The organism is Nonomuraea spiralis (assembly GCF_014648435.1).
GTDB classification, from domain to species: Bacteria; Actinomycetota; Actinomycetes; order Streptosporangiales; family Streptosporangiaceae; genus Nonomuraea; species Nonomuraea spiralis.
On the sequence record NZ_BMRC01000054.1, the window covers coordinates 17864 to 41000 of the forward strand.

Below are 23137 nucleotides of genomic sequence, written 5' to 3' on the forward strand. Positions count from 1 at the left end.
ACACGGCGGTGGCCAAGGCGGACTGCGGAAAGCGGTCCAGGAACACCCCGGTGATGCTCACCCCGGCCAGGCACGCGACACCGAAAACCACGAACAGGACGCTGACCGTGTTCGACGAGAACCCGCTCACGTCGCCCAGGAACGTCACGATGTAGGTGTATCCCGTGAACGCCCCGGCGGCGGACAAGGCTCCGGCCGCCAGCACCGTCCCGAACCGCCGCACGTCGGGGTCGGTCGCGTACGCAGCGGGCTCTTCTTCCGGGCGCGAAGTCGGCAGCAGGACGGCGATCGTCACCAGAGAGATGAGCCCCAGCGCCGCCAGCGTGGCGATGGGTACCTGCCAGGTGCTCTGCTGGCCCAGCCAGGTCCCAGCGGGGACACCGAGCACGAGAGCGAGCGAACCGGCCACGGATAGCGCTCCGACCACACGCCCCCGGACCTCGGGCGCGAACAGGCCCACCGCGACCGGCCCCATCACGGCCCAGAACAGCGCCTGGGCAAGCGCGGTCAGTAGCCGCGCCCCGAGGATCAGCCAGTAAGAGGGGGCCAGCGCGGCAACGAGACTGGACACCACGAGCGCGGCCAGCAGTCCCGTGAGCACATGACGTCGGGGCACGGCCCGCACGACGTGGGTAATCGGCACGGATGCGATGGCCACCGTCACGCCGTAAGCGGTGACCAGGAGGCCAACCGCTGACAGGGACACCCGTAGGTCTTCGGACATGAGCCTGAGGAGGCCGACCGGCAGGTTCTCCGCGGTGTTGAAGGTGAGGGCGGCCAGCATCAGGGCCCCGAGCACCGCCAGCCTGTGCCACGGAGCCGGACGTCGTGTGATCGTATGGCCTCTTCCTGTCCTCGCCCGTTGCACCTGCTCAGTGGCACCAGTCATGCGGACACCCCATCAAGCTCAGCAGTCCGAGTGCAACCGCGCAGCCAGATCGAGGTGGCGCTTCCGCCCACACCGGCAGGCTGTCGTCGGCCGGACCCGACGTACACGCAGGAGGTCCCGTTGGACAGGGTGGAGAAGACGACGGGCATGTGGTCCTCGCTGAAGGAGGCGCCCGCGCCGGTTGCGGCGAACACGGTCGGGGTCACCGGGGTGAGGTTCATGTCCAGGGGCGGTGACATGTCCTTCATGCCGTCGACGAACTCGTAGCGCATGCGGGCGCCGCCGTTGCGTCCCTGCTGACCGTGATGACGACGCCTTCGCGTCGGTAGGTGCCGACCAGCGGGGCGAGGTCGACGGCGGGCGACTGGACGGGCGGCCCGAACGGGGCGGGCATGGTGACCCCCGTCAGCTCGGCGAGCAACTCCCGGAACAGGTCGGCGTACTGGCCGATGGTGGCGCCGTCGTGGCCGTAGCCGGGAACACCGTCCCAGTCATACAGGGTCCAGCCCAGTCCCCAGCCGTCGGCGGAGACCGTCCACTTGTCGGGCACGTCGGTCTCGCGGTGATCGCGCGGACCGACCGCGCCGGTTCAACAAGTTGCGGCGATCGGCCCACGGCATCACGCAGCGCATGCTGAGCGTCACCCTGCGGGCGCTCCGGCGGGACGGCCCGGTCACGCGTACGGTCACCCCGACCGTCCCGCCGCGCGTGGACTATCCCCTCACCGACGCCGGGCCGTCGTCGGCCGGGGTGGTCGCGGAGGTGCTGCGCCGGGCCGAGGACCATCGCCGCCACATCCACGAGGCCCGCTCGGCCTACGACCGGGCCGCCGCCCCCAGGTGACCGCCGCCGGCCACACCCGCCATGGCCGGGACCGCCGGCGGGTCAGCAGGGCTGGAGGGCGGGCAGGCGGCCCTGGAAGAAGGCGGCCGGTGTGACGCCCATCAACGTACGGAACTCGGCCGTCATGTGGGACTGGTCGTAGTAGCCGGTGGCCGTGGCCAGGTCGGCCCAGCGGCCATCGGCTCGACCGAGGGCGAGGGCACTGCGGACGCGTTCGATGCGTTCGTAGCGTTTGGGCGACAGGCCGACGGCGTCGGCGAACAGGCCGCGCAGGTGACGTTCGCTGACGGCGAGGTGGCGGGCGAGCGCGGGCAGCGGTTCACGTCGTGCGCCCGTACGACCGCGCAGCGCCCGGACGGCGGCCTGGACCAGTTCGCGCCTTGCCCCGTCCGTCGAGAGCCTGGCCGGCAGCGCCGCCTCCAGATGCCGGAGCACCAGGCCGTGGTCGCCATCCGCGTGCCTCAGGGCGGCGGTCAGCGGGTCGCAGGAGGCGCCCCACAGGTCCCCGAGGCGGACCACCCGGTCCACGACCTCGCTCACCGGGACGCCGAGCAACGGCCTGGTGGCGCCGGGACGCAGCCGCAACCGCAGGCAGAACGGGAGGTCCTTGCCGACGTGGTACGAAGCACGGGTGCGCGGGCCGATCACGAGCAGGTCGCTGTGCCCGGCGCAGGTCGTACGGAAGATCAGGGACGTGCCGGGGTCGGGGAGGTGCACCAGCGGCGGCCGCTCACCCGCCGCGGGATCCTCCGCCCTCAGCACGCTCACCGCCTCGACCAGCGGGCGCAGACCCTCCGGCACGGTCATCGGGACCTCGACGCTCATGACCACACGGTAGCCGCGCCACGGGGTGCGCACGTGTGCCGAAAGTTCCTATAAAGGCTGGTGGGCGGGGCGACAGACTGAGCCGCATGATTGTTGTCACAGGTGCCACGGGCACGGTCGGCGGTGAGGTGGTCCGGCTGTTGGCGGGCCGGGGTGAGCGGGTCCGGGCGATGACGCGGGAACCGTCGAAGGTCACGGTGTCGCCGGAGGTGGAGGTCGTACGGGGGGATTTCGACGATCCCGGGTCGTTGGCCGGAGCGGCGCGCGGCGCCGACGCCGTGTTCCTGCTCAGTGCCCCCGGCCCGTGGCTCGCCCGGCATGACGAGGCGATGGTCGTGGCGGCGCGGGCCGCGGGGGGGCGGAAGGTGGTGAAGCTCTCGGCGATCGGCACAGGAGAGGAACACGGCGGCGCCAGGGTCGGGGACTGGCATCGGGCCGGGGAGCAGGCGTTGCGCGCGGGGGAACTGGACTGGACGGTGTTGCGGCCGTCCAGCTTCGCCTCCAACGCCTTGAGGTGGGTTGCGCAGATCCGGCTTGGGCGGCCGGTGCCGAACACGACGGGCCGGGGCAGGCAGGGGGTCGTCGATCCGCGGGACGTCGCGGAGGTGGCGGTGCGGGCGCTGACGGCCGACGAGCACGTGCGGTCCGTCCTCACGCTGACCGGGCCCGAACTGCTCAGCGTCCCGGACATGGCCAAGACGCTGGGCGAGACGCTCGGGCGGCCCGTCGAGACGGTGGACGTGCCGCTGGAGGCCTACCGCACGCAACTGATCGCCGCCGGGATGGATGCCGAGTTCGCCGACGTCGCGGTCGACGGCTCCCGGCTGGTGGCGCGGGACGGCAACGCCCGGCTCACCCCTGACGTCGAGCGGGTGCTGGGACGTCCTCCCCGTACGTTCCGCACCTGGGCGGCCGATCATCTCCGGTGACGCCGGCCGCCGGGTCAGGGCGAGTGTGCCGTCACTTGTTCCAGGCCACCAGGAACTCCGCCAGCGAGATGCGCCCGTCCACGTCCCCGTCGTGCTCGTCCGAGGCGTGAAAGATCGAGTCGAGTTCGGCTGCGGTGACCTCCTCGCCGCGGGCGTTCATGGCGAGCGCGAACTCCTCGCGGGTGATGTATCCGTCCCGGTCGCGGTCGAACTCCCTGAACGTGGCGGCCGGGTCGTCAAGATCTGGCATCGGTGACCTCTCCTTCGATGTACTGACAAAGCAACATCGAAGCACAAGCTCGAACCCGAGCCAGGGACGACGGGCCGAAAAGCCGTGCCGGTGCGCCCGGGTGCACGGGCGGCGCCGTCGTCAGGCGAAGATGGCGTTGACCGCCCTGCTCAGCTCCGCGAGGGGCACCTTCTCGGGTTGGCGTTCGAAGGCGACCCGTTCCTGCCCTCGGCGGCCACCCTGCGGGTGCCGATTAAACACCCGGTCCAGCAGTTCGCGCCTGCAGGTCTGGATCCACCGCTCCATGATGGAGTTCATCCGCGGTATCCGGATGCCGCTCTTGACGATACGTATTCCGGCATCGGTCAGCACCGCGTCGAAGGCTGCGGTGAACTTGGTGTCTCGGTCGCGGATGAGGAACTTGGCCGTGCTGCCCACATCCTGTAGGTCCATGGCGAGGTTGCGGCCGAGTTGGGTGACCCATTGCCCCGTGGGGTGGGCGGTGACGCCGAGGACGCGGATACGGCGGGTGGCGTGTTCGATGACCGTCAGAACGTACAAGCGGCCGCCGGTGAGGGGTGCGGACTTCGAAGAAGTCGCACGCCGGCAGAGCGCCTGCTTGGCTGCGCAGGAACGTGGCCCAGGTGGTGGCGGTCCGCTCGGGAGACGGATCAATGTCGTGCGCTTTGAGGATCTCCCACACGGTGGAAACAGCAACCTTGATACCGAGCGCGGCCGGCTCACCGTGAATGCGCCGGCCGCGGCGTGACGGCGCCGCAGTAGATCGCGGTGCCGGCGCAGGACGGTGTCCGGGCGGACCGGCAACACAAGATGCCGGAGTCTCTTCGTCGGCAGGCGGTGAAGCAGCCCGGCGAGAAGGAACCGATCAGTCGGCGTGAACGCGGGCCTGGTCACCTGCCGCTGCAGCACCATCAGCTGGTGCCGCAACACCAGGATTTCGATTTCCTTGTCACGATCGGTCCGGGGGAGCAGCCCCAGGAAGGAGAAGGTGGTCGTGACCGTGAGGTAGGCCAAGCGCAATAACGTGATCGACCATCATGCCGTGCGCGGCGCGCGACGGAGTGCATTACCTCCATGACCTGCACGGATGAATATTCGGCATCCGCAGCGTCGGCCCTTCTTCTTGACCTTGGTGATGACGAGCCGGGCGGCGAACGACTGGCGGCTGCGTCCGGTGGACGTGCTGGTGCTCGTCGTTGAGGCGTACCTGACGTACGTCCCTTGGCTGCTGGAACACATCGGCGGGGCCCGGTGGTAGCTCACCAAACCCCGCCCATGTGCACAGCTGCTGACGCAAGTTGAGGAGGGCCCGGGCCGGAATCGCGATCTGGACCCGGGGTTCTCTGCTGTCAGCTCCCGAAGGAGACCGACATGAACAAGTTCACCGCGTGAACATGTTCATCCATTTAGCGCTCTACCTCGCGGCACAGGAGGGGGCGGTGCAACGGCCAGGCATACAGGTGCAGGGCTACTCTTGCAGGCCCGCTGCCGCTCTCGGGGCCATCGGTCATCGGTTGCGTCCCGTTGAGGCCTTCGGCGGCGGCCACCTGCGCGAGCTGCGCGATCTGGTGGCTGATGCCCGCGTCTCTACCGCGGGTCGAGTACGCGCGTCATCCAGATCGAGTTACCGTGTTCGACGTCCTCGTCGATGCGGTCGCTTCGGTGGAAGCCGAGTTTCTCAAGGACGCGGAACGAGGGTGTGTTCCACTCCCGCACAGTGGCCCAGAGGCGGCGACGCCCTGTTCGAATCGCGGCTTCCAAGACCACACGGGCGGCTTCTGTCGCATAACCATGGCCGTGAGCTCGTTGTGCCAGCTCGTACGCGATCTCAGGTTCGTCGAACGATCCCTGGCCGACGGTCAATCCGCAATACCCGATGAACTCACCGGTGTCGCGCAGCTCTATGGCTAGCAATCCGAGCCCAGGATCCGCCGTCAGCGGATTGTCACGGAGCCAGTTGCGGACGTCCTCGACCGTCGGCCGTCCCTCGGCGTCGATCCGCCGGGCTGCCGGCACTCGCGGGTCCCGCTCGAACCACAACCCGCGGAACTGCTCTGCATCCGACGGCACCCACCGCCGCAACCGCAGCCGCTCGGTCACCAGCTCCGCCGGCAGATCCTCATATGTCCTCATTCCGGACAATCTAACCCAAGGCTGGTCAACCTCGGACGGTGACGGGGCACGGGACTGGCAGAGACCGTTGATCGAGTGATCTGTGCGGGAAGATCGGTGGTCACTTTGAGTGGTCACCGGCGGCGCAGCGGCTCCAAGGGCTTCCGACTGCCGCAGCCTGGCGTGTCGTGGCTTGCGGGGTGTAGCCGAGCATCTCGGCAACGACCGGGGCTGGAGCTTGCAGTACGAGCCGGCGCAGCGCGGCCTCCCTGACGGCGCCGCCAGGGAAGCCGAGCAGCCGGAGTTCCTCTCGAATGGTGGCTGCGTTGAGGGGTTCTCGGGCGCACTGGCCGGGGAAGAGCCAGCGGGCCCGCGGGTTGGCCGCGGTGTTCATGTTCGCCCGGGACTCGGCGAGCTGGAGGAGCAGGACGGCGAACGGTTCGGGAACCGGGCAAGGTGGGTCGCCGAGTTGGAGGCGTACCTCGGTGTCGTTGATGCTGATGTCGTCGAGGGTCGGGCGCATGATGCGGGTGATGGGCCGGGCACAGAGGAGTGTCAGGCAGGCGGTGACCCGGGCGCCCTGGCCGGATGGTGGTATGCCACGCCGCAGCTCGTTCACATGATCACGGGACAGGACGGTGCGGACAACGCTCGCGACACCCTCGTCCGACTGGTCGCCAAGATCGTCGATGACGCCACTCCACAGCCGTCAAGCGACGGGTTGCGCTGACCCGGTTCGGGAACCGCTGAGCAACAGGCCGCCGGCGAGGACGACCGCCGCGGCGGTGGCGCCGTGCACACCGAAGGCGGTTGCGGGGTCTCCATCGGAGAGCAGCACGATGAACATGTCGCCGATCGGGGTGAGCGCCGCAGCCAGCATCACCCACCCCAGGACCCGGCGGTCGCCTGTCATCAGGACCGCGAGAATCACCAGGCCGGACGCCAGATCCCGGACTCCCTTGACGGCAAGGAATCCCGCACCCTCGCCATGCGGCCAGCTCGGCAGGCCGAAGTCGGGGGCCATGGATTGAGGAGCCAGCAGATAACTCACCCCGACATAGCCGATGAACAGGGCGCCAACGAAAGCGAGAACAACACCGACAGTGGTACGAGATGGCACCTTTGCGGACATCAAGAAATCTCCTTCAATGCTGATGGGGTCAGGACGCCTGGCGGTCGCGGGTCCAGGCGGGGCTATTGAGGAAGTGGTTGTCGTAAAGGTCTTGGGAGGCCAGCAGTTCCTCGAGCGTGGCCTCGCCTTTGCGTAGGCGGTCGAGCAGGCGGAAGTACTCGAAGCGCTGGATGCCAGGGGCCACGATGATGAGAAGGTCGGCTGTGCAGCCGGGGGCAGCGGCGAAGGCATGGGGCGTCAACGGGGGCACGGACGCCACGTCGCCCGCCTCCAAGGTCACGATCTCCTCGCCTGCCAGGACGCGCGCCCTGCCGTCCAGGATGTAGAACAGCTCGGTCGAGGTGGCGTGGTGGCGTGGTGGTGGGGCACGGCGCCGTCGGCGCCGTCCGCGAGCGTCATCCTGATGGTGCTCAGCGCGCCGCCGGTGTCGCTGGAGTCGAGCAGCAGTTGTCCGGTGGCGGTGGGCGAGATGATGGTCTCGGCGTCGATCTCGTGGACGACTGCCGTTTCTACGATCATTGACAAGTCAGGCTCCCTTCGAGCGCGGAGGACACCAGTCGTTTGTGCGTAGGCTCGGTCGACCGGCGCTCCTGCGATCAGTACTTGGTAGTAGGTAGTGGAGGGCGCCGGCCAGCTGGTCGAACGGCGCTTCGGCATCCACATCGGCGCGCAGCTCGCCGCGCTCGCACGCCCGTTCGATCAGGGCGAGCCCGAGGGTGTTGCGTGCGCGATCAGGGCGAGCCCGAGGGTGTTGCGTGCGGCGTACTGCTCGCGGGCCGGCTTGCCGATGTCCTCGTGCCCGGCTGCGGCCGCTACGGGCTCGCCGGCGCCCTCGCGGGTGGGCCTGCGTAGCCGCCTGTCGCGCGCATGCGGCTGAGCGCGACGGCGATCTTGTCCAGGTTGTCGACAAGGGGCGGCTCGGATGTCCGCCGCTCTTGGTGATCTCCGTGGCCGGCCTGCAGCCGTGCCGGCACCTCGACGGCCAAGTGAGCCTTGGTCGGCCAGCGGCGAACAGCATGGTCTTTGTCACGGTGATGCGCACCCCTCGCTCGTCCACCTGCGTGTCCCGCGGGCGTCCGCGAGGTGTCAACAGGCGGGCAGGTCGATGGCGGTGGCGGCGCGGTGGATGGGCGCGACGACCTTGGCCATGATCCGGTCCTTGCCGGGCAGCAGGCCGACCAGGCGCAGCATCAGCATCGACAGGCGCACCTGGGAACGGCTCGACAGGACCATCCGCTTGATGTTGGCGGTGCCCAGGGCCTGGTTGGCCTCGACGAAGGAGCGCATCCGCGCCTCGTACGCGGGGAAGGCAACGGTGTGGTCGCCACCGGCTCGTTTGAGCTCGGCCGCCAGCACGTACGCGCCGACCAGCGCGAGGCTGGTGCCTTGGCCGGAGGCGGGCGAGGCGCAGTAGGCCGCGTCGCCGACCAGCGCGACCGGGCCGGCGTGCCAGGTGTCCATGCGCACCTGGCTCATGGAGTCGAAGTAGAAGTCGGGCGCGCCGGTCATGGCCTCCAGCAGGCGCGGCACCTCCCAGCCTGATCCGCGGTAGGCCTCGGCCAGCGCCTGCTGCTGCTCGGCGCGGTCGCCTGTCTTGCGGGCGGCGGCCCACAGGAACATGGCCTTCGCGCCGGTGTCCTGGCGGGTGCTGTAGAGCAGCGCCGTACGGCCGGGGCCGACGTAGGTGAGCTCCTCGCGGTCGAGTTCGAGGTGGTTGGGCACGCTGAAGATCGAGACGTTGTAGCCCATGTCGTGGACGAAGCGCTCCTCGGGCCCGAAGACCAGGGCGCGGGTGTTGGAGTGCAGTCCGTCGGCGCCGATGACGAGATCGAAGTCGCGGACGAGCCCGCCGGCGAAGGTGACCCGGGTGCCGTCGATGGCGGCGATGGAGTCGCCGAAGACGTACTCGACGCCGTCAGTCGCCTCGTGGAGGAGCCGGGCGAGGTCGCCGCGGTGCAGTTCGGCGTCCTGGTGGACGCGGCCGCCGAAGCTGTCGCCGTCCATGCTGGCCACCTGGCGGCCCTCGCCGTCGACAACCGAGCCAGTACGGACGTCGGTGCGGAGGGCACGGATCTTCTCCAGCAGGCCCATCCTCTCGACGACGTCGAGGGCGGCGCCCCGGATGTCGACCTTGTAGCCACCTTCGCGGACATCGGTGGCGCGCTCGACGACAGTCGGGGTGAAGCCGTGCTCGCGAAGCCAGTAGGCCAGGGTCGTGCCCGCCATGCTGGCGCCGGAGATCAGGATGTTCTTCATGTCCCGAATGGTACGCACGTGTTAGACACATGTGCAAGACGGATGTGTAAGATGGCGTCATGGGAAATCGAGAGGACCTTCTGGAAGGCGCCAAGCTCTGCCTCTACGAGAAGGGCTACTTCCACACGACCGCACGTGACATCGCCACCGCGGCCGGGGTCAGCCTGGCGGCGATCGGCTACCACTACGGCACGAAGGACGCGCTGCTCAACGAGGCGGTGGTGGAGGCGATGCAGGAATGGGCCGACGACCTGGGCCGGGCGCTGGCCGAGCCGGGAGACTTCGAGGCGACCTGGGCCAAGGTCATCGAGTCCTTCACCCGCGCCAGGCCGCTCTGGGTGATCCAGTTCGAGCTGGTCGCGCACATGGCGCGCACCCCCGAGTTGCGCGAGTCATTCGCGGAGGCGGGACGGCAGGCCAGGCTGGGGCTGGCGGAGCTGTTCGGCTCCGACTCCGAGAAGGTGGGGGCGGTGATCCAGACGCTGGTGGGCGGCCTGGCGGCGCAGTGGCTGGTGGACCCGGACGGCGCGCCGGCTCCGGCGGACCTGCTGGAGGGCTTGCGGGTCCTGATGGGGTGCGCGCCGGCGCCGTCCGAGGGGTGAGGCCGCACACCGCAGGCAGTGGCGGTGCCGGCGGATCACGGCTCGCCGTGGCGATGCCGCTCCGGCTTGCGGCTTGATGTGCACCGGTGCATCATGCCGGGCATGCGCGAGGGCGTCGCCTCGTTCTCGTCATCCCATGACGCCGGCACGGACAGCCGCCGATCGACCGGACTGGACGCGGTGTCGGTGACCGCATGGACTCTCACCCCGATCTGGCAGTTCGCCACCTTCCCCACGGTGCCGGAGTACTGCCGCGCCACACACGGTGAGCCGTTGCCGTCTTTGGGGAAACCTGTGTCATCGACCACCCACGCCACCGGCTCCACGACCACGACCTCGATGGCCTGTCGGGCCGGCGCTTGCATCGACTACGCCGCCGAAAGCTCGTAGGGGTCATCGCAGCATGAGGACTTGCACAGCGGTACAGCCGCCCTACGACACGCCGACCTGACAAGGCACTACTAGCCGGTCACGTCGGCGGCGAGGAGTTCTTCCAGCTCGGTGAGGTCGCCGGTCTGCGCTGCGGCGACGAACGTCCGCACGAGGCGTCGGTGCGCGGTGTCGGCGTCGGTGGCCGCGGTGAGTACCGGTGGCGGCTTCACAGCGGGTGACAAATTCAAAAATATGGGTCAAACTACTGTTTGTGTCATTGACCCGAAACATCCTGCATGTGGATCGGGTCGGTTGGCGCGGATTCATCCCATCGCTCCTACGGGCGCTGCCTTTCAGCGACAGCACACCGCAAGGCGGCGGGCGACCCCTCGTGGCCCGATCTCCGAAAGGACGTCATGTCATGTTCGCTCAGGTTGTCTCCACGGAGGCGGAAAGCGACAAGCTCGCCGGTCTCCTCACGTTCTGCGAGGAGCAGCTCCCAAGCTTCCGCGAAGTTCCCGGTTTCAAAGGCTTCTACCTGCTTGCCGACCGCCAGAGTGGCAAGGTCGTGACCATCTCCCTGTGGGACAGCGACGACGACCTGCGCAGGAACAACGAGGGCCGAGGCGCCCAGGCGCGTCAGGAGGCAAGTACGGAGCTGGGCGTCACCCCTCCTCCGATCGCCGTCTATGAGGTCGTGCTGCAAGCATGACCCACAGCGGAGCGGCCCTGCCGGCCTGCAAACAGAGGCCGGCGCAATGAGCCCACCGACTCATCCCTCCCCGGGTCTGCGGGAACGCAAGAGGATCAAGCTGCGCCGCGCCATCCAGACCGCGGCGCTGCGCCTCTTCGAGAGCCAGGGCTACGAGAACACCACCGTTGAGCAGATCGCCGAGGCCGCCGAGACCTCCACCACCACCTTCTACCGCTACTTTCCCACCAAGGAGGACGTCGTCCTCGACAACGACGCCTCCCCCCTCTTCGAGACCACCACCGCTGAGCGACCCGCGGGCGAGCCCCTGACCGCGACGGTCCGCGCCGCCATGGGCGCGGTCATCGCGGCGGCCGAAGCCGACCGCGACCTCACCCTCGCCCGCATGCGGCTCGTCGCGACCGTCCCGGCCCTCGAAACTCGTTACGCCGGCGAAGAGCGCAGGACCATCGAGCTCCTGACCGCCCTGCTCGCCGGCCGCACCGGGCGCCCGGCCGACGACTACCAGCTCGAACTCATCGCTTTCGTACTCGCGGCGGTCCTGTTCACCGCCTCCCGCCGGTGGGTGGCCGACCAGGGCGCCACCCCGCTCGCCGCCCTGGTCGACCAGGCTCTTACTACCGTCGAACCGCTACTGGCCACACTCGAGGACCCGACCCGAACACTGCCATGACCGGCCGGGCGGGGTGGGGCCGTGCGGCTCATCACTTGCTCCAAGAACCGGCGCGCCCCGTACCTCGCCGCCCGTCTCCGCACCGCCCGGCCGGCAAAAGGGGGGCGCGGCGGGGACGAACCGGGGCGATCCGGTGCCGGCCGCGCTGGCCGCCCGGCCGGCGGAGGTGGGCAGACTGCGGAATGCCCAGGCCGCTCCCGTGGCGGGTTCACCACCAAGATTCACCTGTCGGCGGACGGCCGATGCCGGGCGCTGTCGCTGGTCCTGACACCGGGCCGGTACGGCGACAGCCCACAGCTGGAGCGGGTACTGCGGGCCGTTCGGGTTCCTCGGCACCGTCACCCTGGCCACCCTGCTCATCTGGCTCCGAACCTGATCCAAGAACCAGTCCCTAGGACGCTCTCTCGGCGGCGATCAGGGCGGCGCGCAGCCGTTCGTACGTCGGAGCCAATCGGCGCAGCCCGGCCGCCAGCGCCGCGTCGTCGCCCGCCACGAGCGGACCCTGCAGCCCACCGACGATGCGGGCCTGCTCGGCGGCGATGGCCGCGCCCGCGTCGAGGCGTAGGGACGACAGGCAGGCCGCCAGGTCGTTGAGGCGGCGGGCGCCCACGCGCACCGCGAACGCCTGCCACAGCGTCCTGATCTCGGGATCCAGCCCTTCCTCCACCAGTTCGGCCGTGCGCTCGGCAGCCTTGGCCAGCCCCAGCGTGCCGGGCGGGACCTCCACATCCGTACGGCCCGCCAGCCAGGCCAGTCCGGCGGGCAGCGAGCGCCGCAGCGCCTCCTCCGGGCCGACCTGCTCGCGGCGGGTGAAGCTGTGCCGCATCCGGAACGGCCGCTCCAGATAGGGGATCAGCTCTCCGCGCCACGCCTCGGCGAAGGCGTCGACTGGCAGGGTGGCGTACGGGTAGCCCTGCGGGTCGTGCACGAGCACGGTGTCGCCGGCCACTTCCAGCACCACCAGGTAGTGGTCGGCGCCGACCGCTTCGCCCGACCCGGGCTGGTAGGCCAGCAGGCCGAGCTCAAGCGGCCCGGCCAGCACCGGGCCGCCCTCGCAGGCCCGGCGCAGCCGGTCGAGCGCCGCCGCCGCCGTCCCGCCGTCCGCGCGCTCGCACTCCCAGCCGAGCAGGCCGAGCGCGGCATCGATCCCGATCTCGGGGTCCCAGCCGAACGCGTCGAACAGCGGTAACCGGCCGCCGATGAGCTGCATCCCGTACGGGGAGCCCGTCAGGACCTCGATCACGGCCGGAGGCGGCGCCTCGCCGCCCAGGACCATCGCGAGGGAGTCGGCGTAGCAGTACGGCCCGGAGCCGACATAGGTGACTGACATGCTCCGTACCGTGCCGCCTGACACGGTGTCAGGGTCAAGTCCGTCGTCGTCACGGCTTCAGGTGGGTGAGGTCGAGCTGAGCCAGCCGGTCGGGGTCGGACAGGATGTCGATCGTGGCGATCCTGCCGTCGGAGACTGTGAAGCTCATGACCGAGATCAGCTCGTCGCCGATGGTGTTGACCAGGCCGGCGAGGCCGTTGACGAGCGCCGGGTGGGTGGTGGCGCTCGTGGCCATGCGCTGGAAGGTGGCGAGCTGTCCTGCCACGGCCGCGGCGCCCCTGATGACCCGCATGCCGCCGGTGAGCGTCCCGCCGTCGGCGCGCAGCGTCACGTCGGGGTTGAGGATGGACACCAGCGCGGCGAAGTCGCCGTCGCGGGCGGCGGCGAGGAAGGCGTCCACCATCCGGCGCTGACTGCTCAGATCGGGGTCGGGATTCGGGGTCGCGCCGCGGACCCGCAGGCGTGCCCGGCTGGCGAGCTTCTTGGCCGCCGTGGGAGTGCGGTCCACGATGGGCGCGATCTGCTCGAACGGCATCCCGAACATGTCATGGAGCACGAACGCCAGCCGTTCGGCGGGGGTCAGGGACTCCAGCACGACCAGGAGCGCCAGGCCCACAGAGTCGGCCAGCAGCACTTCCTGCTCCGGGTCGGCGGCATCCGCGCGGCTGATCATCGGATCGGGCAGGCGTTCCTCCAGCGACTCCTCGCGTCGAGACTTGCGGGCGCGGAGCATGTCCAGGCACACCCGGCCGACCACGGTGGTCAGCCAGCCGCCGAGGTTGTCGATGTCGCCCGAGTGCGAACGTGCCAGCCGCAGCCATGCCTCCTGGACCGCGTCCTCGGCCTCGCTCAGCGAGCCGAGCATGCGGTAGGCGACCGCTTTCAGATGAGGGCGGTGCCCCTGGAACCGGTCGGCAAGGAAGTCCTGGGGTGTCACAGTTGCATTCCTCTCATGTCAGCCACGTCAGAGCGCTGACGCATCAAACCGGTGAAAGGTGACCGTGAACGCGTCCGGTCACCTTTCCTGCGGACCATCCGTCATGCCGGCGACCAACACTCACTCACGAAGGGTTGCCGACGATGAGCAGGACGGATGTCCACGGAACGGTCGCGGATGGCTTCGGGCAGGTGCGCGAGGAGTTCGCCGCGACGGTGGCCGGGCAGGACGGCCAGGCGGGCGCGCAACTGACGGCCTATGTGTACGGCCGGCAGGTGGTGGACCTGTGGGCCGGGGACCAGGTGCGCGGTGACACGCTGACCGGGGTCTACTCCTCCACGAAGGGCGCCGCGACGCTGGTGGTGGCGCTGCTGGTGCAGGACGGGGCCCTCGACCTGGACGAGCCGGTGGCCCGGCGATGGCCGGAGTTCGCCGCCGTCGGCAAGGACGGGATCACGCTGCGGGACGTGCTGACCCACCGCTCCGGCGTCATCGGCGTCGACGGCGGACTGTCGGCCGCCGAGCTGGCCGACGACGCGGTGATCGCGCGCCGCCTGGCCGGGCAGCGGCCGTACTGGAAGCCGGGCTCTGCTTACGGCTACGGCGGGTTCGTCTCGTTCGCCATGGTGAACGAGGTGATCCGGCGGGTCACCGGCCAGTCGCTGCAGCAGGTCTACGACGAGCGCATCCGCGCCCCGTACGGGCTGGACCTCTACCTGGGGCTGCCCGAGGCCGAGGAACGCCGCTTCCGGCCGATCCGGTGGTGGACCGCCACCCCGGAGCAGGAGGCCGCGTTCTGGTCGAACGTGCCCGGCCCGCACAGCATCCTCGGCATCGGGTACGGGCTCAACAGCACGCCGCCGCTGGACCAGGTGGCCTTCGCCAACACCCGCGCCGTCCGCGCCAACGGCCAGGCGTCGGCCGGCGGGGTGGGCAGCGCCCGCGGCCTGGCCGGCCTGTACGCGGCGGCCGTATGGGGCATCGACGGCCACCCCCCGCTGCTCAAGCCGGACACCGTCGGCGAGTTCTCCATGCTGCACTCCACCGGCGCCGACCTGGTCCGCGGCGAGCAGGGCAACTACGCGCTCGGCTTCCAGGCCAAGGGCCTGCGTTACCCGTTCCTCAGCGCGAACGCCTTCGGCCACGACGGCTCGGCGGGCTCGGAGTCCTTCGCCGACCCGCGCAGCGGCATCGCCTTCGGCTACACCCGCCGCCGCTTCGGCTTCGGCTGGTCCTACCCCGAGCACGACCGGCTGGCCGCCGCGGTGCACGACGCCGCGGCGCGCCACCGCCTCCTGAGGACCTCACACGAGTACACACACCGCACCCCGTCCTGAGCGAAGCGGCCTCGCCCTCCTGGTGATCGCCGCCGCGCAACTGCTGATGGTGATGGACGGCACCATCGTGCTCCTGTTCTGGCCGGCACGTTCGGCCTGGTGCCCGGCACCCGTGAGCGCGGCGGGCTCGACCTGCCCGGCGCGCTCACCGCGACCCTGGCCCTCGGCTCGGCGCCAACCTGGTCATGCTGCTCATGGGCGCCGGGCAGCTGGCCACCTTCTACTTCCTCACCCTCTACATGCAGACGATCAAGCAGTACTCTCCCGTGATCACCGCCTGGCCTACCTGGCGTTCACCGTCGGCATCGCCGTCACCGCCACCGCGCGCCGGCCGCCGGGCACGTCCCCGCACGACGCGCTCACCAGCGGCTACACCGCCGGCATGCTCGGCGCGGGCGCGTTCTACCTGGCCGCCATCCTCGCGGCCGTCCTGCTCCTGCGGCCGCGCCCCGTCAGCCGGAGCGCCGAGCCCCTCGGCAGCACCCCTCGCTGACCTCCGTCGCCCCACCGGTCACGTTCGGCCCGCGGGATCCGTCATAGCGCCGGAACACCGTTGAACCAGAAAGGAACCCCACCACCATGACCAGCACCGAGCAGCAGCACCGCCGGTCGCGCCTGTCCAACCCCGCCGTTCTCGTCCCCGAGCTGAAGGAGATCGGCGGAGCCATGTTCAAGGCGACCGGGAACGGCTCCGTCCCGGAGGTCGCCATCAGCCTGCTCCAGTTGCGCGCCGGGCAGATCGTCGGCAACACCTACCTGACGGTCCTGCACACCGGCAACCTCCGCAAGGCGGGGGAGACAGAGGAGCGCATCACCGCCGTGGCGTCCTGGCAGGACGCCCCCTACTTCACCGACGCCGAGCGCGTCGCGCTCGCCTTGGTGGAGGCCGTCCTCACCGCGAACCCGGCCGGCGAGCGCGTCTCCGACGAGCTGTACGAGCGGGCGCGCGAGCACTATGACGAGAAGGCGCTCGCCACGCTCGTCATGGCCATCGGCCAGGTCTGCTTCTTCATCCCCCTGGCCCTCATCGGCAAGCCGCTGCCCGGGGTGTCGCCGACGGAGCAGTGGAGGCAGTAGCCGGCGGACTCGCTCAGGGTGAGGACATGGTGTCCGCGCCTCACCCTGAGCGCTCCCGGTGCACCGACTTCTCGAAAGGAACGAATCATGCAGGCACGAATGACCAACCCCGAGCGGCAGCGCGCGACGCTGATTCTCTGGATGGCCACCAGCAACTTCTTCAACACTGTCAACAACGTCATCAAAGACCCCGCCGGTACCACGTGGGCCTAGCGGGGCCGCGGTCACGCTCGGCGCAGCGCTCGCCGCGACCGCTGGCCTGGCTGCGACCGCGAGCCCGGCCTCGGCCGCCATCGGGCCGAAACTTCCCGGCGACGCCGAACTGGCCGCCTCACTCCCCGGCGGTTTCCGCAGCGCCCACGTCCACGTCAACGGGATCCGACTGCACTACGTGGCGGGAGGCGCGGGTGAACCGCTCGTCCTGCTGCCCGGCCGGCCCGCCACCTGGTGGAGCTACCACAAGGTCATACCGGCCCTCGCCCGCCGCCACCGCGTGATCGCCGTCGACATCCGGGGCATGGGCGCGTCCGACAAACCCGCGGGCGGCTTCGACAAGAAGACGATGGGACGCGACGTCAACGAAATGGTGCGCACGCCAGGCCACGACAGCGTCAACATCGCCGGGCACGACATTGGCGCGATGGTCGCCTTCAGCTTCGCGGCCAACCACCCGGCCGCGACGCGCAAGCTCGCGTTGCCGGACGTGCTGCATCCCGACGAGAGTCTCCACCGGATTCCGATGCTGCAGCGGCCAGGCGGCGACACGCACATGTGGTGGTGGACGTTCAACCCGGTGCGGGGCCTGCCGGAACAACTTCTCGCGAACCGATCACGGTTTCTAAGACCCCGGACTGGTATCCCGGTCGCCTATCCACCGAGCATCACCAGTTCGAAGTCCTCCAGGTACTCGGGGTCGGCGAGCAGGTCGACGTGTGTGATCCGGTCGTTCGCGATGGTGAAGGCGAAGACGATCCGTGGCCGTCCGCCCGGCGCCCACACCAGACCCGGTGCCCCGTCGATGAGCGCGAGCTCGGCGGCCTGAGCCCGGCCGGCGAAGGTCTCGGCCACGCTGTCCGCCCCTCGTACCAGCCTCGACGCGCCGGAGAGCACGGCGGTGCGGTCCGCGCTGATCTCCACGTCGGGGTCGAGCAGCGCGAGCAGGGCCGCGAAGTCACCGTCACGGGACGCGGCCCGGAAGGCGGCGACGATCTCCCGCTGTCTGACGGAGTCGGTCCCGGCCTCCGGGGCCGTCGGGTGCTGTACGCGCCGGCGGGCGCGGCTGGCCAGTTGCCGGGCCGCGGCCGGCGAACGGTTCACGATCAAGGCGATCTCGCCGAACGGCACGGCGAACATGTCGTGCAGGACGAACGCGATCCGTTCCGCCGGCGCGAGCATGTCGAGCACCACCAGCAGAGCCAGGCCGACCGAATCGGCGACGACCACCTCGTGCTCCGGGTCGTCCGCCTCGCGAAGGCCGGCCATCGGGTCCGGACCGGAGACGCGCAGCGGCTCCTCGCGGCGCGTCCGGCGATCGCGCAGCATGCTCAGCGCCACCCGTGCGACGATCGTGGTGAGCCAGCCCGGCACGTTCCGCACGTCCTCCGCGCCGGCGCGGCTGAGCCGTAGCCATGCCTCCTGGAGCGCGTCGTCGGCCTCGCTCGCCGAGCCGAGCAGCCGGTAGGCCACCGCCCACAGATGGTCGCGATGCTGCTGGAACCAACCGGCCAGCAGGTCCTTCTCCTCCATGACGCCGTCCCTCTCGTGCTGTCTGTAACAGATGACGGAAACGACCGCGCAGATGTGACAGACGGCGCGCTGTCACAACCTCCCCTCGCGGCGAGTCATCAGGGCGGAAGTCCAGCCGATGAAGCGGAGAAACACATGCAGACACGGATGAAGAATCCCGCCGCCGTCCTGCCGACGGCGATGGCACCCATCCAGGAGCTCTTCAAGGCCGCCCGTACGGGCGGCGTGCCGGAGACCACGCTGGGGCTGGTGCACCTGCGCGCCAGCCAGATCAACGGTTGCGGCCCCTGCGTGGAGTCGGGGGTCCGTAGCGCCAGGAAGAGCGGCGAGAGCGACGAGCGGACGGGGCTGGTCGTCGCCTGGCGGGAGACGCCGTACTTCACCGACGCCGAGCGGGCCGCGCTGGCGCTCACCGAGGCCGCCACCCGGCTCGCCGACCGCAGCGACCCGGTCCCCGACGACATCTGGGACGAGGCGGCCCGGCATTACGACGAGACAGGACTGGCCGCGATCATCCTGATGGCCGCGGTCACGAACCTGTCGAACCGGCTCAACGTCACCACCCGGCAGCTCGCCGGCCAGAAGTGGGGCTGAGTCGCATGGCGAACACGACGGAGGGCTCATGACCGCACGTACCTGGCCGCGACGGCTCGCCGCAGTCCTCTACTGGTATCTGGCCGCGTCGTTCTTCATCGGCTTCGTCACCAAGTTCTGGCCCGGGCCGACCTTCTTCGGTCCGGCCTACGCGGAGAAGTTCGTCGACTGGGGTTGGCCGCCGTGGATGCGGTTCGTGGTCGGCGCCCTGGAGCTCGTCTTCGGGCTGATGATGCTCGTCCCGCGGCGGCGGGTCAGGTTCATCGGCGCGGCGGGGCTGATGTTCGTGCTGATCGGCGCGGTGACGACCCACCTCATCGACGTCGCCCCCTTGTATGAGGAGGTGTCGGCGCCGCTGCACCTGATCATCATGATCGGCGTGGCGCTGGCGAACTGGCCGGCGGACTGGCGGGACCTTCTCCACCCCCTCGACGACCGGAGCGTCCGCGCGGCGCCGAGCCCGCCGGTGAGACGGGCGTCGACCGTTCGGTAGGAAAAAAAACCGGCATGGCCATGATCAGACACGTGATCATGGCCATGCCGGCTTCAGCTCGTCACCGGCGTGGTGCTTCCGTCGCGGGAGGGCTGGAGGTCGACGATGACCTCGTAGATGCTGGGCCGCGCGGTGATGTGCAGGCCGGGATCATTGAGCAGCCGCTGCGCGCTCTCCTGCCATTCGGGTCTGCCCAGCGCCTCTTCGAGCTGCCTCCCGCTCTCCCAGTGAGCCACGTTGACGAACCGCAGCTCGGCGTCGTCGATCATCGATCGGTGCAGCCGCGCCCGGACGAACCCCGGCTGCCTTGCCATGATCTCGGCGTTCTCCATCCACAGCGGCAGGAACGTCTCCGACTCCTCCACCGGGACGGTGAAGGCGTTGATCATGGTGATCGGCTCGTCGACCGGCGTTTCGGTACGGGTGATCGGAACTTCATTCATGATTTCTCCCTTGTGATCGCTGAGGAGAGGGTCAGTTCGCCATGCCGATGACCTGCTCGACCGTTTCCGGCCGGTCGAGCACCGCGAGCATGGCGTGGGCCACGTCGGCGCGTGAGACGTACCGGCCGCCCGGCACGTTCTGTCCCACCGCCGTCCGGTAAGCGCCGGTCACCGGCTTGTCGGTCAGTTGCACCGGCCGGAGCACCGTCCAGTCCAGGCCGCTGTCGCGCACGTCGTCCTCCATGACGGCCAGGTCGAGGTACTGCGGACGGAGCGCGGCCTTGACGATCGGATACACCACGTAGCGCAGGAACGGCCCGTCGCCGGGGTCGTGCCGGGGCGGGTTGGGTCGGCCGGGAGAGGGGGTGGTGCCCACCGGGGCGGCGCTCACCACGACCAGCCGACGGGTCCCGGCGACCTGCATCGCCGCGAGGATCGCCTTGGTGCCCCTGGAGGCCACCCCGGCCGCGGCGTTGTTCGGCGGGCCGAGCGCCGACAGTACGGCATCGGCTCCTTCGACGGCGGGCAGCAGCGTCGTGACGTCGGCCGTGGCCAGGTCGGCGGCACGCACGACGCGGACCGGTTTCCCGTCCAGCTTGGCCGGACTCCGTACGACGGCCGTGACGTCGTGCCCCTCGACCAGAGCCTGGTCGAGCAGTTGCCGGCCGACGCCGCCACTGGCGCCGAAGACGGTGAGTTTCATGGACGAATCCCTCCGGGTTCGTGAAAAGGGGGTTGCCGAGGCAGACGATCCCTGCGCGTGGGCGGCGGCGGCCGGCGGGACAGCCTCGAAGACGCCCCGGTCGCCGACATTTACGGACACCCATTTGCTCGCGTTTCGTCTTCGCCTGTACGACGACGCGGGCACGGCGAAGGTGACGACCCTCGCGAGGGACGCTCCGCGAGGTGTCGGCGGCCAAGCCCGTTCCGTCGCCTCCATGACCCGGCGCGCGGCGGAAATGTGACAGCGGGAGTGGCCACATTCGTCGGATCTCGGGAGTCATGGTCATGACCAGCAGACGACCAAGCGTCGGGCCAAAGCCGGCAGGGGCCTGGCTATGGATCTTGTTCTCGGTTCGTTCGCGCTGGTAGAAAGTCTTGGATTCGCCCTGGCTAGTGCCAATATCCGTCGTAGTGGTCGACCAGGTGCTGGGCGTCCGGGCCGGCCGAGGCGGCGGCGACGGTGAGGTCGGCCTCTCGGAGGATCTCCGACCGCACCAGCGGCGGCACCGACGCCGCCGGCACCTCCTGGCCGTCGCGGTGGAAGGTCATCGGGTTGGTCGCGCACAGCGCGTCCAGGTCCCAGCCCTCGTCGGACATGCCCTCGACGACGCGCAGGAGCCAGCGGGCCTGCCAGTCCGCAAGGTCGCGCACCACCTCGCCCTGCCCCTCGTGACAGTCGTGCTCCCAGTAGCCGATCGACACGCCGGTCCAGCCGTGCCGGATCAGCTCCGTCCGGGCCAGGCCGTAGCGCACGACGTGACCGGCGACGCGGTCCGGCTCTTCCGCGTACACCTCGCGGAGGACCTGTTCGAACGGCTGCGCCAGCCCCCTCTCGCGCCACGCGCCCACCTCCTCGGCGCTCGCGTCGGCCGGGTGCCACAAGGCGACAGGGCCCTCGGGGCGGCGCCCGGCCAGTTCCCAGCCGTCGACGGTTCTGACTGGCAGGCCTGAGGGGCCGCCGGGGATCCGCCACACCAGGGTGCGTGCGTCGGGGCCAGTGACGGGGTGGTCGAGGAGGTGCTCGCCGACCTCACGCCAAGTCCATTCGCGCTGGTGGATGAGCGCCTGCTCCAGGCGGTTGCGCGCGGCCGTGCGCGCCTGCTCGACCTCTCTGGGCGTGGTGGCGGCGGGCAGAGTGCGGTCGAGGAACTGGTCGCGGGTCAGCGCGGTCGCGTCGGCGAGCGCGTCGAGCGCGCGAGTGACATTCTCCTGTACGGACGCCGCCCGCACCTGCGTCTGAATGAGCGCCAGTGGGGTGACTGTCCCGGGTCCGCCCCGGCGGGCCAGCACGCCGACAGCCCCGTTGGCGACGGTCTCGCTGCGGCAGGTGGAGCTGGGGCCATCGTGGCCGGTGCCGCAAGTGACGGCGGCGTCGGCGAGCAGCGACGGGACCCAAGGTTCGTCAATGACCTCGCAGGTCCAGATCAGGCCGCGCGCCACCGAGACGGTCCGGCCCTTCAGGAAGCGGTCCTCGCTCCAGCTGATGTCGGCGTGGTGGCAGACGAACGGGCCGCCCCCGTAGGCGGCCAGGCGGGTGACCAGCTCGTGGACCAGGGCGATGGCCTCAGGGGTGAGCAGGTCGCAGACGACCGGCAACCAGCCGTCGCCTGGGGCCGGTGTGTCGGCGGTGGCCCAGTGACGCAGCAGCGGCAGCATGTCGGCCAGGCGGGGGCCGTACTCCTCGGCCAGCATCGTGGCGAAGGGGTCGGCCTCCCCGATCACGTTCCTGACCGCACCGGCTGGGCCCTCCTCGGTGAGCAGGCTCTGCAGGAGCGGCTGGAGTTCTCCGAGGTCCGTCAGGTGGCCGAACAGGTCGCGGCGCTGTTGCGGATGGAGCAGGTGGGCGGCCGACAGCGGGATCCGATAGAGCTCCTCGTGGCGGGTGTGGCCCTGGCGGGCCCAGTAGCCGGCGCGTTCGGCCAGGTTCCAGGCGTCGTCGGGCGTCCAGTCGACGGCGCGCCCGGCCACGGTGCGGACCAGGCGCAGGACGCGCTCGTCGTAGTCGTGGCCGCCCTGCGGGCCGAGCCAGAGCTTGGTGTGGGCGTAGGTGCCGTAGAGGCGCCAGTCGGTGCCAGGGCCGGGGTCGAGGCTCTGCTCGGTGAGGGCGTCGAAGCGCCGGTAGGCCTCCTTGGTAGCCGGTTCCAGATGATCCCAATTGCCAGCGAACGTCACCCGGTGATCGTAGTCACACGATGTCCGAATGAAGATCGTTGTTCTGGACGACTACCAGCGGGTCGCTCGAAACCTGGTGTCCGGCGTCCTTCTCCCGGAGGTGGCCCCAGCCGCCAACCAGCGACATGGCCCTGTTCGCGAAGGTGCCGAGCTGGGGTTTTGCCTCTCAGCTGTGCGTGTTCTCAAAAGTCGTGACCGTCTCCGCTCACACCTGGCCGGTCAGGTCGCCCTGGTCACCGGCGGCTCGTCCGGCCTCGGGCCGGCCATCGCGCAGGCGCCGTCCGGCGCCTGCGCCGGCGCCCACGTCGTGGTGCCCGGCTCCTGCACCATGAAGTGCCACTCCGGCGCTGGGCCGAGCCGGACGAACTCACCGCCGCGGCCTTGTGCCGGCCGGTCCGGCCGCGTCCTACCCGACGGGCGCGATCCTGCCGGTGGACGGCGGCTGGAGCGCCCATTGACCCGGTGGGGCATGAGCTGCATGTTCCGATGGCGATAAATCGCAATTTATCCGGTATTTACCAGAATGTTGACCTCTTGTGGTTCATCAACTCAAATGCAGGTGACCTCATACACCACCCCCCAGCGTGTCAGGAGCGACCACGTGAGACGCAATGCCGTGTTAGCCCTGGTCACGAGTGCCGTCTGTGTGCTCGTGGCCACTTCGGTCCCCGTCCCGGCGAACGCCTCCAA

General features: G+C 69.9%; 31 protein-coding genes and 2 pseudogenes. 13 read left to right on the top strand and 20 right to left on the bottom strand.

Features of this window, described 5'->3' with window-relative positions; translation table 11 throughout:
- The 3 genes from IEZ27_RS51685 to IEZ27_RS51690 form a co-directional block, all read right to left on the bottom strand.
- Positions 1-784, bottom strand: a 784-nt coding sequence (locus IEZ27_RS51685) for an MFS transporter (RefSeq protein WP_229825124.1), incomplete at its 3' end; no start/stop codon positions are given.
- Between the two features lie 101 nt (positions 785-885).
- Entirely contained in the window at positions 886-1161 is a 276-nt protein-coding gene (locus IEZ27_RS54695; RefSeq protein WP_229825125.1) for a hypothetical protein, read from the bottom strand.
- Positions 1134-1439 (bottom strand): hypothetical protein, encoded by a 306-nt coding sequence (locus IEZ27_RS51690; RefSeq protein WP_229825126.1) that lies wholly within the window; start codon positions 1437-1439, stop codon positions 1134-1136. Before IEZ27_RS51690 ends, IEZ27_RS54695 begins: the two co-directional genes overlap by 28 nt.
- An 80-nt stretch (positions 1440-1519) precedes the next feature.
- Between IEZ27_RS51690 and IEZ27_RS51695 the strand changes: the two genes are divergently transcribed.
- The gene (locus IEZ27_RS51695; protein ID WP_229825127.1) at positions 1520-1732 is read left to right on the top strand and encodes a winged helix-turn-helix transcriptional regulator; all 213 of its coding nucleotides are present in this window, start codon (positions 1520-1522) and stop codon (positions 1730-1732) included.
- Between the two features lie 42 nt (positions 1733-1774).
- Here the strand turns inward: IEZ27_RS51695 and IEZ27_RS51700 are convergent, their stop codons facing one another.
- Entirely contained in the window at positions 1775-2557 is a 783-nt protein-coding gene (locus IEZ27_RS51700) for a helix-turn-helix domain-containing protein (RefSeq protein ID WP_229825128.1), read from the bottom strand.
- A gap of 86 nt (positions 2558-2643) precedes the next feature.
- Here IEZ27_RS51700 and IEZ27_RS51705 point away from each other — a divergent pair, with 86 nt between their 5' ends.
- Positions 2644-3486 (top strand): NAD(P)H-binding protein, encoded by an 843-nt coding sequence (locus tag IEZ27_RS51705; protein WP_189654024.1) that lies wholly within the window; start codon positions 2644-2646, stop codon positions 3484-3486.
- 31 nt (positions 3487-3517) lie between these two features.
- Here the strand turns inward: IEZ27_RS51705 and IEZ27_RS51710 are convergent, their stop codons facing one another.
- On the bottom strand, positions 3518-3736 hold the full coding sequence (locus IEZ27_RS51710) for an EF-hand domain-containing protein (RefSeq protein ID WP_189654025.1): 219 nt from the start codon (positions 3734-3736) through the stop codon (positions 3518-3520).
- Positions 3737-3856: 120 nt separating this feature from the next.
- The gene (locus IEZ27_RS51715) at positions 3857-4750 is read right to left on the bottom strand and encodes a hypothetical protein (protein ID WP_229825129.1); all 894 of its coding nucleotides are present in this window, start codon (positions 4748-4750) and stop codon (positions 3857-3859) included.
- Between the two features lie 109 nt (positions 4751-4859).
- On the opposite strand from IEZ27_RS51715, the gene IEZ27_RS55220 reads away from it, so the two are divergent.
- Positions 4860-4994, top strand: a complete 135-nt coding sequence (locus IEZ27_RS55220; RefSeq protein ID WP_268246142.1) for a hypothetical protein — start codon at positions 4860-4862, stop codon at positions 4992-4994.
- Positions 4995-5323: 329 nt separating this feature from the next.
- Here the strand turns inward: IEZ27_RS55220 and IEZ27_RS51720 are convergent, their stop codons facing one another.
- The 6 genes from IEZ27_RS51720 to IEZ27_RS51740 form a co-directional block, all read right to left on the bottom strand.
- Entirely contained in the window at positions 5324-5869 is a 546-nt protein-coding gene (locus IEZ27_RS51720; RefSeq protein ID WP_189654026.1) for a GNAT family N-acetyltransferase, read from the bottom strand.
- A gap of 100 nt (positions 5870-5969) precedes the next feature.
- The gene (locus IEZ27_RS51725; RefSeq protein WP_189654027.1) at positions 5970-6371 is read right to left on the bottom strand and encodes a hypothetical protein; all 402 of its coding nucleotides are present in this window, start codon (positions 6369-6371) and stop codon (positions 5970-5972) included.
- A 186-nt stretch (positions 6372-6557) separates the two neighbouring features.
- Positions 6558-6980, bottom strand: coding sequence for a DUF4267 domain-containing protein (locus IEZ27_RS51730; RefSeq protein WP_189654028.1), 423 nt, complete (start codon positions 6978-6980; stop codon positions 6558-6560).
- A 28-nt stretch (positions 6981-7008) separates the two neighbouring features.
- The gene (locus IEZ27_RS54700; RefSeq protein ID WP_308427375.1) at positions 7009-7311 is read right to left on the bottom strand and encodes a cupin domain-containing protein; all 303 of its coding nucleotides are present in this window, start codon (positions 7309-7311) and stop codon (positions 7009-7011) included.
- The gene (locus tag IEZ27_RS54705) at positions 7257-7499 is read right to left on the bottom strand and encodes a hypothetical protein (protein WP_229825130.1); all 243 of its coding nucleotides are present in this window, start codon (positions 7497-7499) and stop codon (positions 7257-7259) included. The genes IEZ27_RS54700 and IEZ27_RS54705 overlap by 55 nt, the downstream gene beginning before the upstream one ends.
- Positions 7500-8066: 567 nt before the next feature.
- Complete coding sequence (locus tag IEZ27_RS51740; protein ID WP_189654029.1) at positions 8067-9236, bottom strand: FAD-dependent monooxygenase; 1170 nt, start codon at positions 9234-9236, stop codon at positions 8067-8069.
- A 59-nt stretch (positions 9237-9295) separates the two neighbouring features.
- On the opposite strand from IEZ27_RS51740, the gene IEZ27_RS51745 reads away from it, so the two are divergent.
- A complete protein-coding gene (locus tag IEZ27_RS51745; RefSeq protein ID WP_189654030.1) occupies positions 9296-9838 on the top strand; it encodes a TetR/AcrR family transcriptional regulator in 543 nt (180 codons plus the stop codon).
- Positions 9839-9888: 50 nt separating this feature from the next.
- Here IEZ27_RS51745 and IEZ27_RS54710 read toward each other — a convergent pair.
- Both IEZ27_RS54710 and IEZ27_RS51755 read right to left on the bottom strand, forming a co-directional pair.
- Positions 9889-10158 (bottom strand): annotated as a pseudogene (locus IEZ27_RS54710) (transposase); the annotation flags it as partial.
- A 141-nt stretch (positions 10159-10299) separates the two neighbouring features.
- Positions 10300-10452, bottom strand: a complete 153-nt coding sequence (locus IEZ27_RS51755; RefSeq protein WP_189654031.1) for a hypothetical protein — start codon at positions 10450-10452, stop codon at positions 10300-10302.
- A gap of 179 nt (positions 10453-10631) precedes the next feature.
- Between IEZ27_RS51755 and IEZ27_RS51760 the strand changes: the two genes are divergently transcribed.
- Both IEZ27_RS51760 and IEZ27_RS51765 read left to right on the top strand, forming a co-directional pair.
- On the top strand, positions 10632-10922 hold the full coding sequence (locus IEZ27_RS51760) for an antibiotic biosynthesis monooxygenase family protein (protein ID WP_189654032.1): 291 nt from the start codon (positions 10632-10634) through the stop codon (positions 10920-10922).
- Between the two features lie 46 nt (positions 10923-10968).
- Positions 10969-11595 (top strand): TetR/AcrR family transcriptional regulator, encoded by a 627-nt coding sequence (locus tag IEZ27_RS51765; protein ID WP_189654033.1) that lies wholly within the window; start codon positions 10969-10971, stop codon positions 11593-11595.
- A gap of 391 nt (positions 11596-11986) precedes the next feature.
- On the opposite strand, the gene IEZ27_RS51770 is transcribed toward IEZ27_RS51765, so the two are convergent.
- Both IEZ27_RS51770 and sigJ read right to left on the bottom strand, forming a co-directional pair.
- A complete protein-coding gene (locus tag IEZ27_RS51770; protein WP_189654034.1) occupies positions 11987-12925 on the bottom strand; it encodes a cysteine peptidase family C39 domain-containing protein in 939 nt (312 codons plus the stop codon).
- Positions 12926-12974: 49 nt separating this feature from the next.
- Positions 12975-13862 carry an RNA polymerase sigma factor SigJ gene (gene sigJ, locus IEZ27_RS51775; protein WP_189654035.1) on the bottom strand — a complete coding sequence of 296 codons (888 nt, stop codon included), beginning with the start codon at positions 13860-13862 and terminating at the stop codon, positions 12975-12977.
- A gap of 143 nt (positions 13863-14005) precedes the next feature.
- Here sigJ and IEZ27_RS51780 point away from each other — a divergent pair, with 143 nt between their 5' ends.
- The 4 genes and pseudogenes from IEZ27_RS51780 to IEZ27_RS54720 all read left to right on the top strand — a co-directional run.
- On the top strand, positions 14006-15199 hold the full coding sequence (locus IEZ27_RS51780; RefSeq protein ID WP_189654036.1) for a serine hydrolase domain-containing protein: 1194 nt from the start codon (positions 14006-14008) through the stop codon (positions 15197-15199).
- A 579-nt stretch (positions 15200-15778) separates the two neighbouring features.
- On the top strand, positions 15779-16276 hold the full coding sequence (locus IEZ27_RS51785) for a carboxymuconolactone decarboxylase family protein (protein WP_189654037.1): 498 nt from the start codon (positions 15779-15781) through the stop codon (positions 16274-16276).
- Between the two features lie 87 nt (positions 16277-16363).
- Positions 16364-16489 carry a hypothetical protein gene (locus tag IEZ27_RS55225; protein WP_268246143.1) on the top strand — a complete coding sequence of 42 codons (126 nt, stop codon included), beginning with the start codon at positions 16364-16366 and terminating at the stop codon, positions 16487-16489.
- A 178-nt stretch (positions 16490-16667) separates the two neighbouring features.
- Positions 16668-17009 (top strand): annotated as a pseudogene (locus tag IEZ27_RS54720) (alpha/beta fold hydrolase); the annotation flags it as partial.
- Between the two features lie 134 nt (positions 17010-17143).
- Here the strand turns inward: IEZ27_RS54720 and IEZ27_RS51795 are convergent.
- Positions 17144-18022 (bottom strand): sigma-70 family RNA polymerase sigma factor, encoded by an 879-nt coding sequence (locus IEZ27_RS51795; RefSeq protein ID WP_189654038.1) that lies wholly within the window; start codon positions 18020-18022, stop codon positions 17144-17146.
- Positions 18023-18157: 135 nt separating this feature from the next.
- Here IEZ27_RS51795 and IEZ27_RS51800 point away from each other — a divergent pair, with 135 nt between their 5' ends.
- Both IEZ27_RS51800 and IEZ27_RS51805 read left to right on the top strand, forming a co-directional pair.
- Positions 18158-18616, top strand: a complete 459-nt coding sequence (locus IEZ27_RS51800) for a carboxymuconolactone decarboxylase family protein (RefSeq protein ID WP_189654039.1) — start codon at positions 18158-18160, stop codon at positions 18614-18616.
- Positions 18617-18644: 28 nt separating this feature from the next.
- Positions 18645-19109: a DoxX family protein gene (locus IEZ27_RS51805; RefSeq protein ID WP_189654040.1), complete on the top strand. Its 465-nt coding sequence runs from the start codon at positions 18645-18647 to the stop codon at positions 19107-19109.
- 53 nt (positions 19110-19162) lie between these two features.
- Here IEZ27_RS51805 and IEZ27_RS51810 read toward each other — a convergent pair whose 3' ends face one another.
- Together IEZ27_RS51810 and IEZ27_RS51815 are read right to left on the bottom strand one after the other, a co-directional pair.
- Entirely contained in the window at positions 19163-19552 is a 390-nt protein-coding gene (locus IEZ27_RS51810; RefSeq protein WP_189654041.1) for an antibiotic biosynthesis monooxygenase family protein, read from the bottom strand.
- A 31-nt stretch (positions 19553-19583) separates the two neighbouring features.
- The gene (locus IEZ27_RS51815; RefSeq protein ID WP_189654042.1) at positions 19584-20255 is read right to left on the bottom strand and encodes an NAD(P)-dependent oxidoreductase; all 672 of its coding nucleotides are present in this window, start codon (positions 20253-20255) and stop codon (positions 19584-19586) included.
- On the opposite strand from IEZ27_RS51815, the gene IEZ27_RS51820 reads away from it, so the two are divergent.
- Positions 20254-20517: a hypothetical protein gene (locus tag IEZ27_RS51820; protein WP_189654043.1), complete on the top strand. Its 264-nt coding sequence runs from the start codon at positions 20254-20256 to the stop codon at positions 20515-20517. The genes IEZ27_RS51815 and IEZ27_RS51820 overlap by 2 nt on opposite strands.
- Positions 20518-20665: 148 nt before the next feature.
- Here the strand turns inward: IEZ27_RS51820 and IEZ27_RS51825 are convergent, their stop codons facing one another.
- On the bottom strand, positions 20666-22447 hold the full coding sequence (locus IEZ27_RS51825; protein WP_189654044.1) for a DUF4132 domain-containing protein: 1782 nt from the start codon (positions 22445-22447) through the stop codon (positions 20666-20668).
- Between the last annotated feature and the right edge of the window lie 690 nt (positions 22448-23137).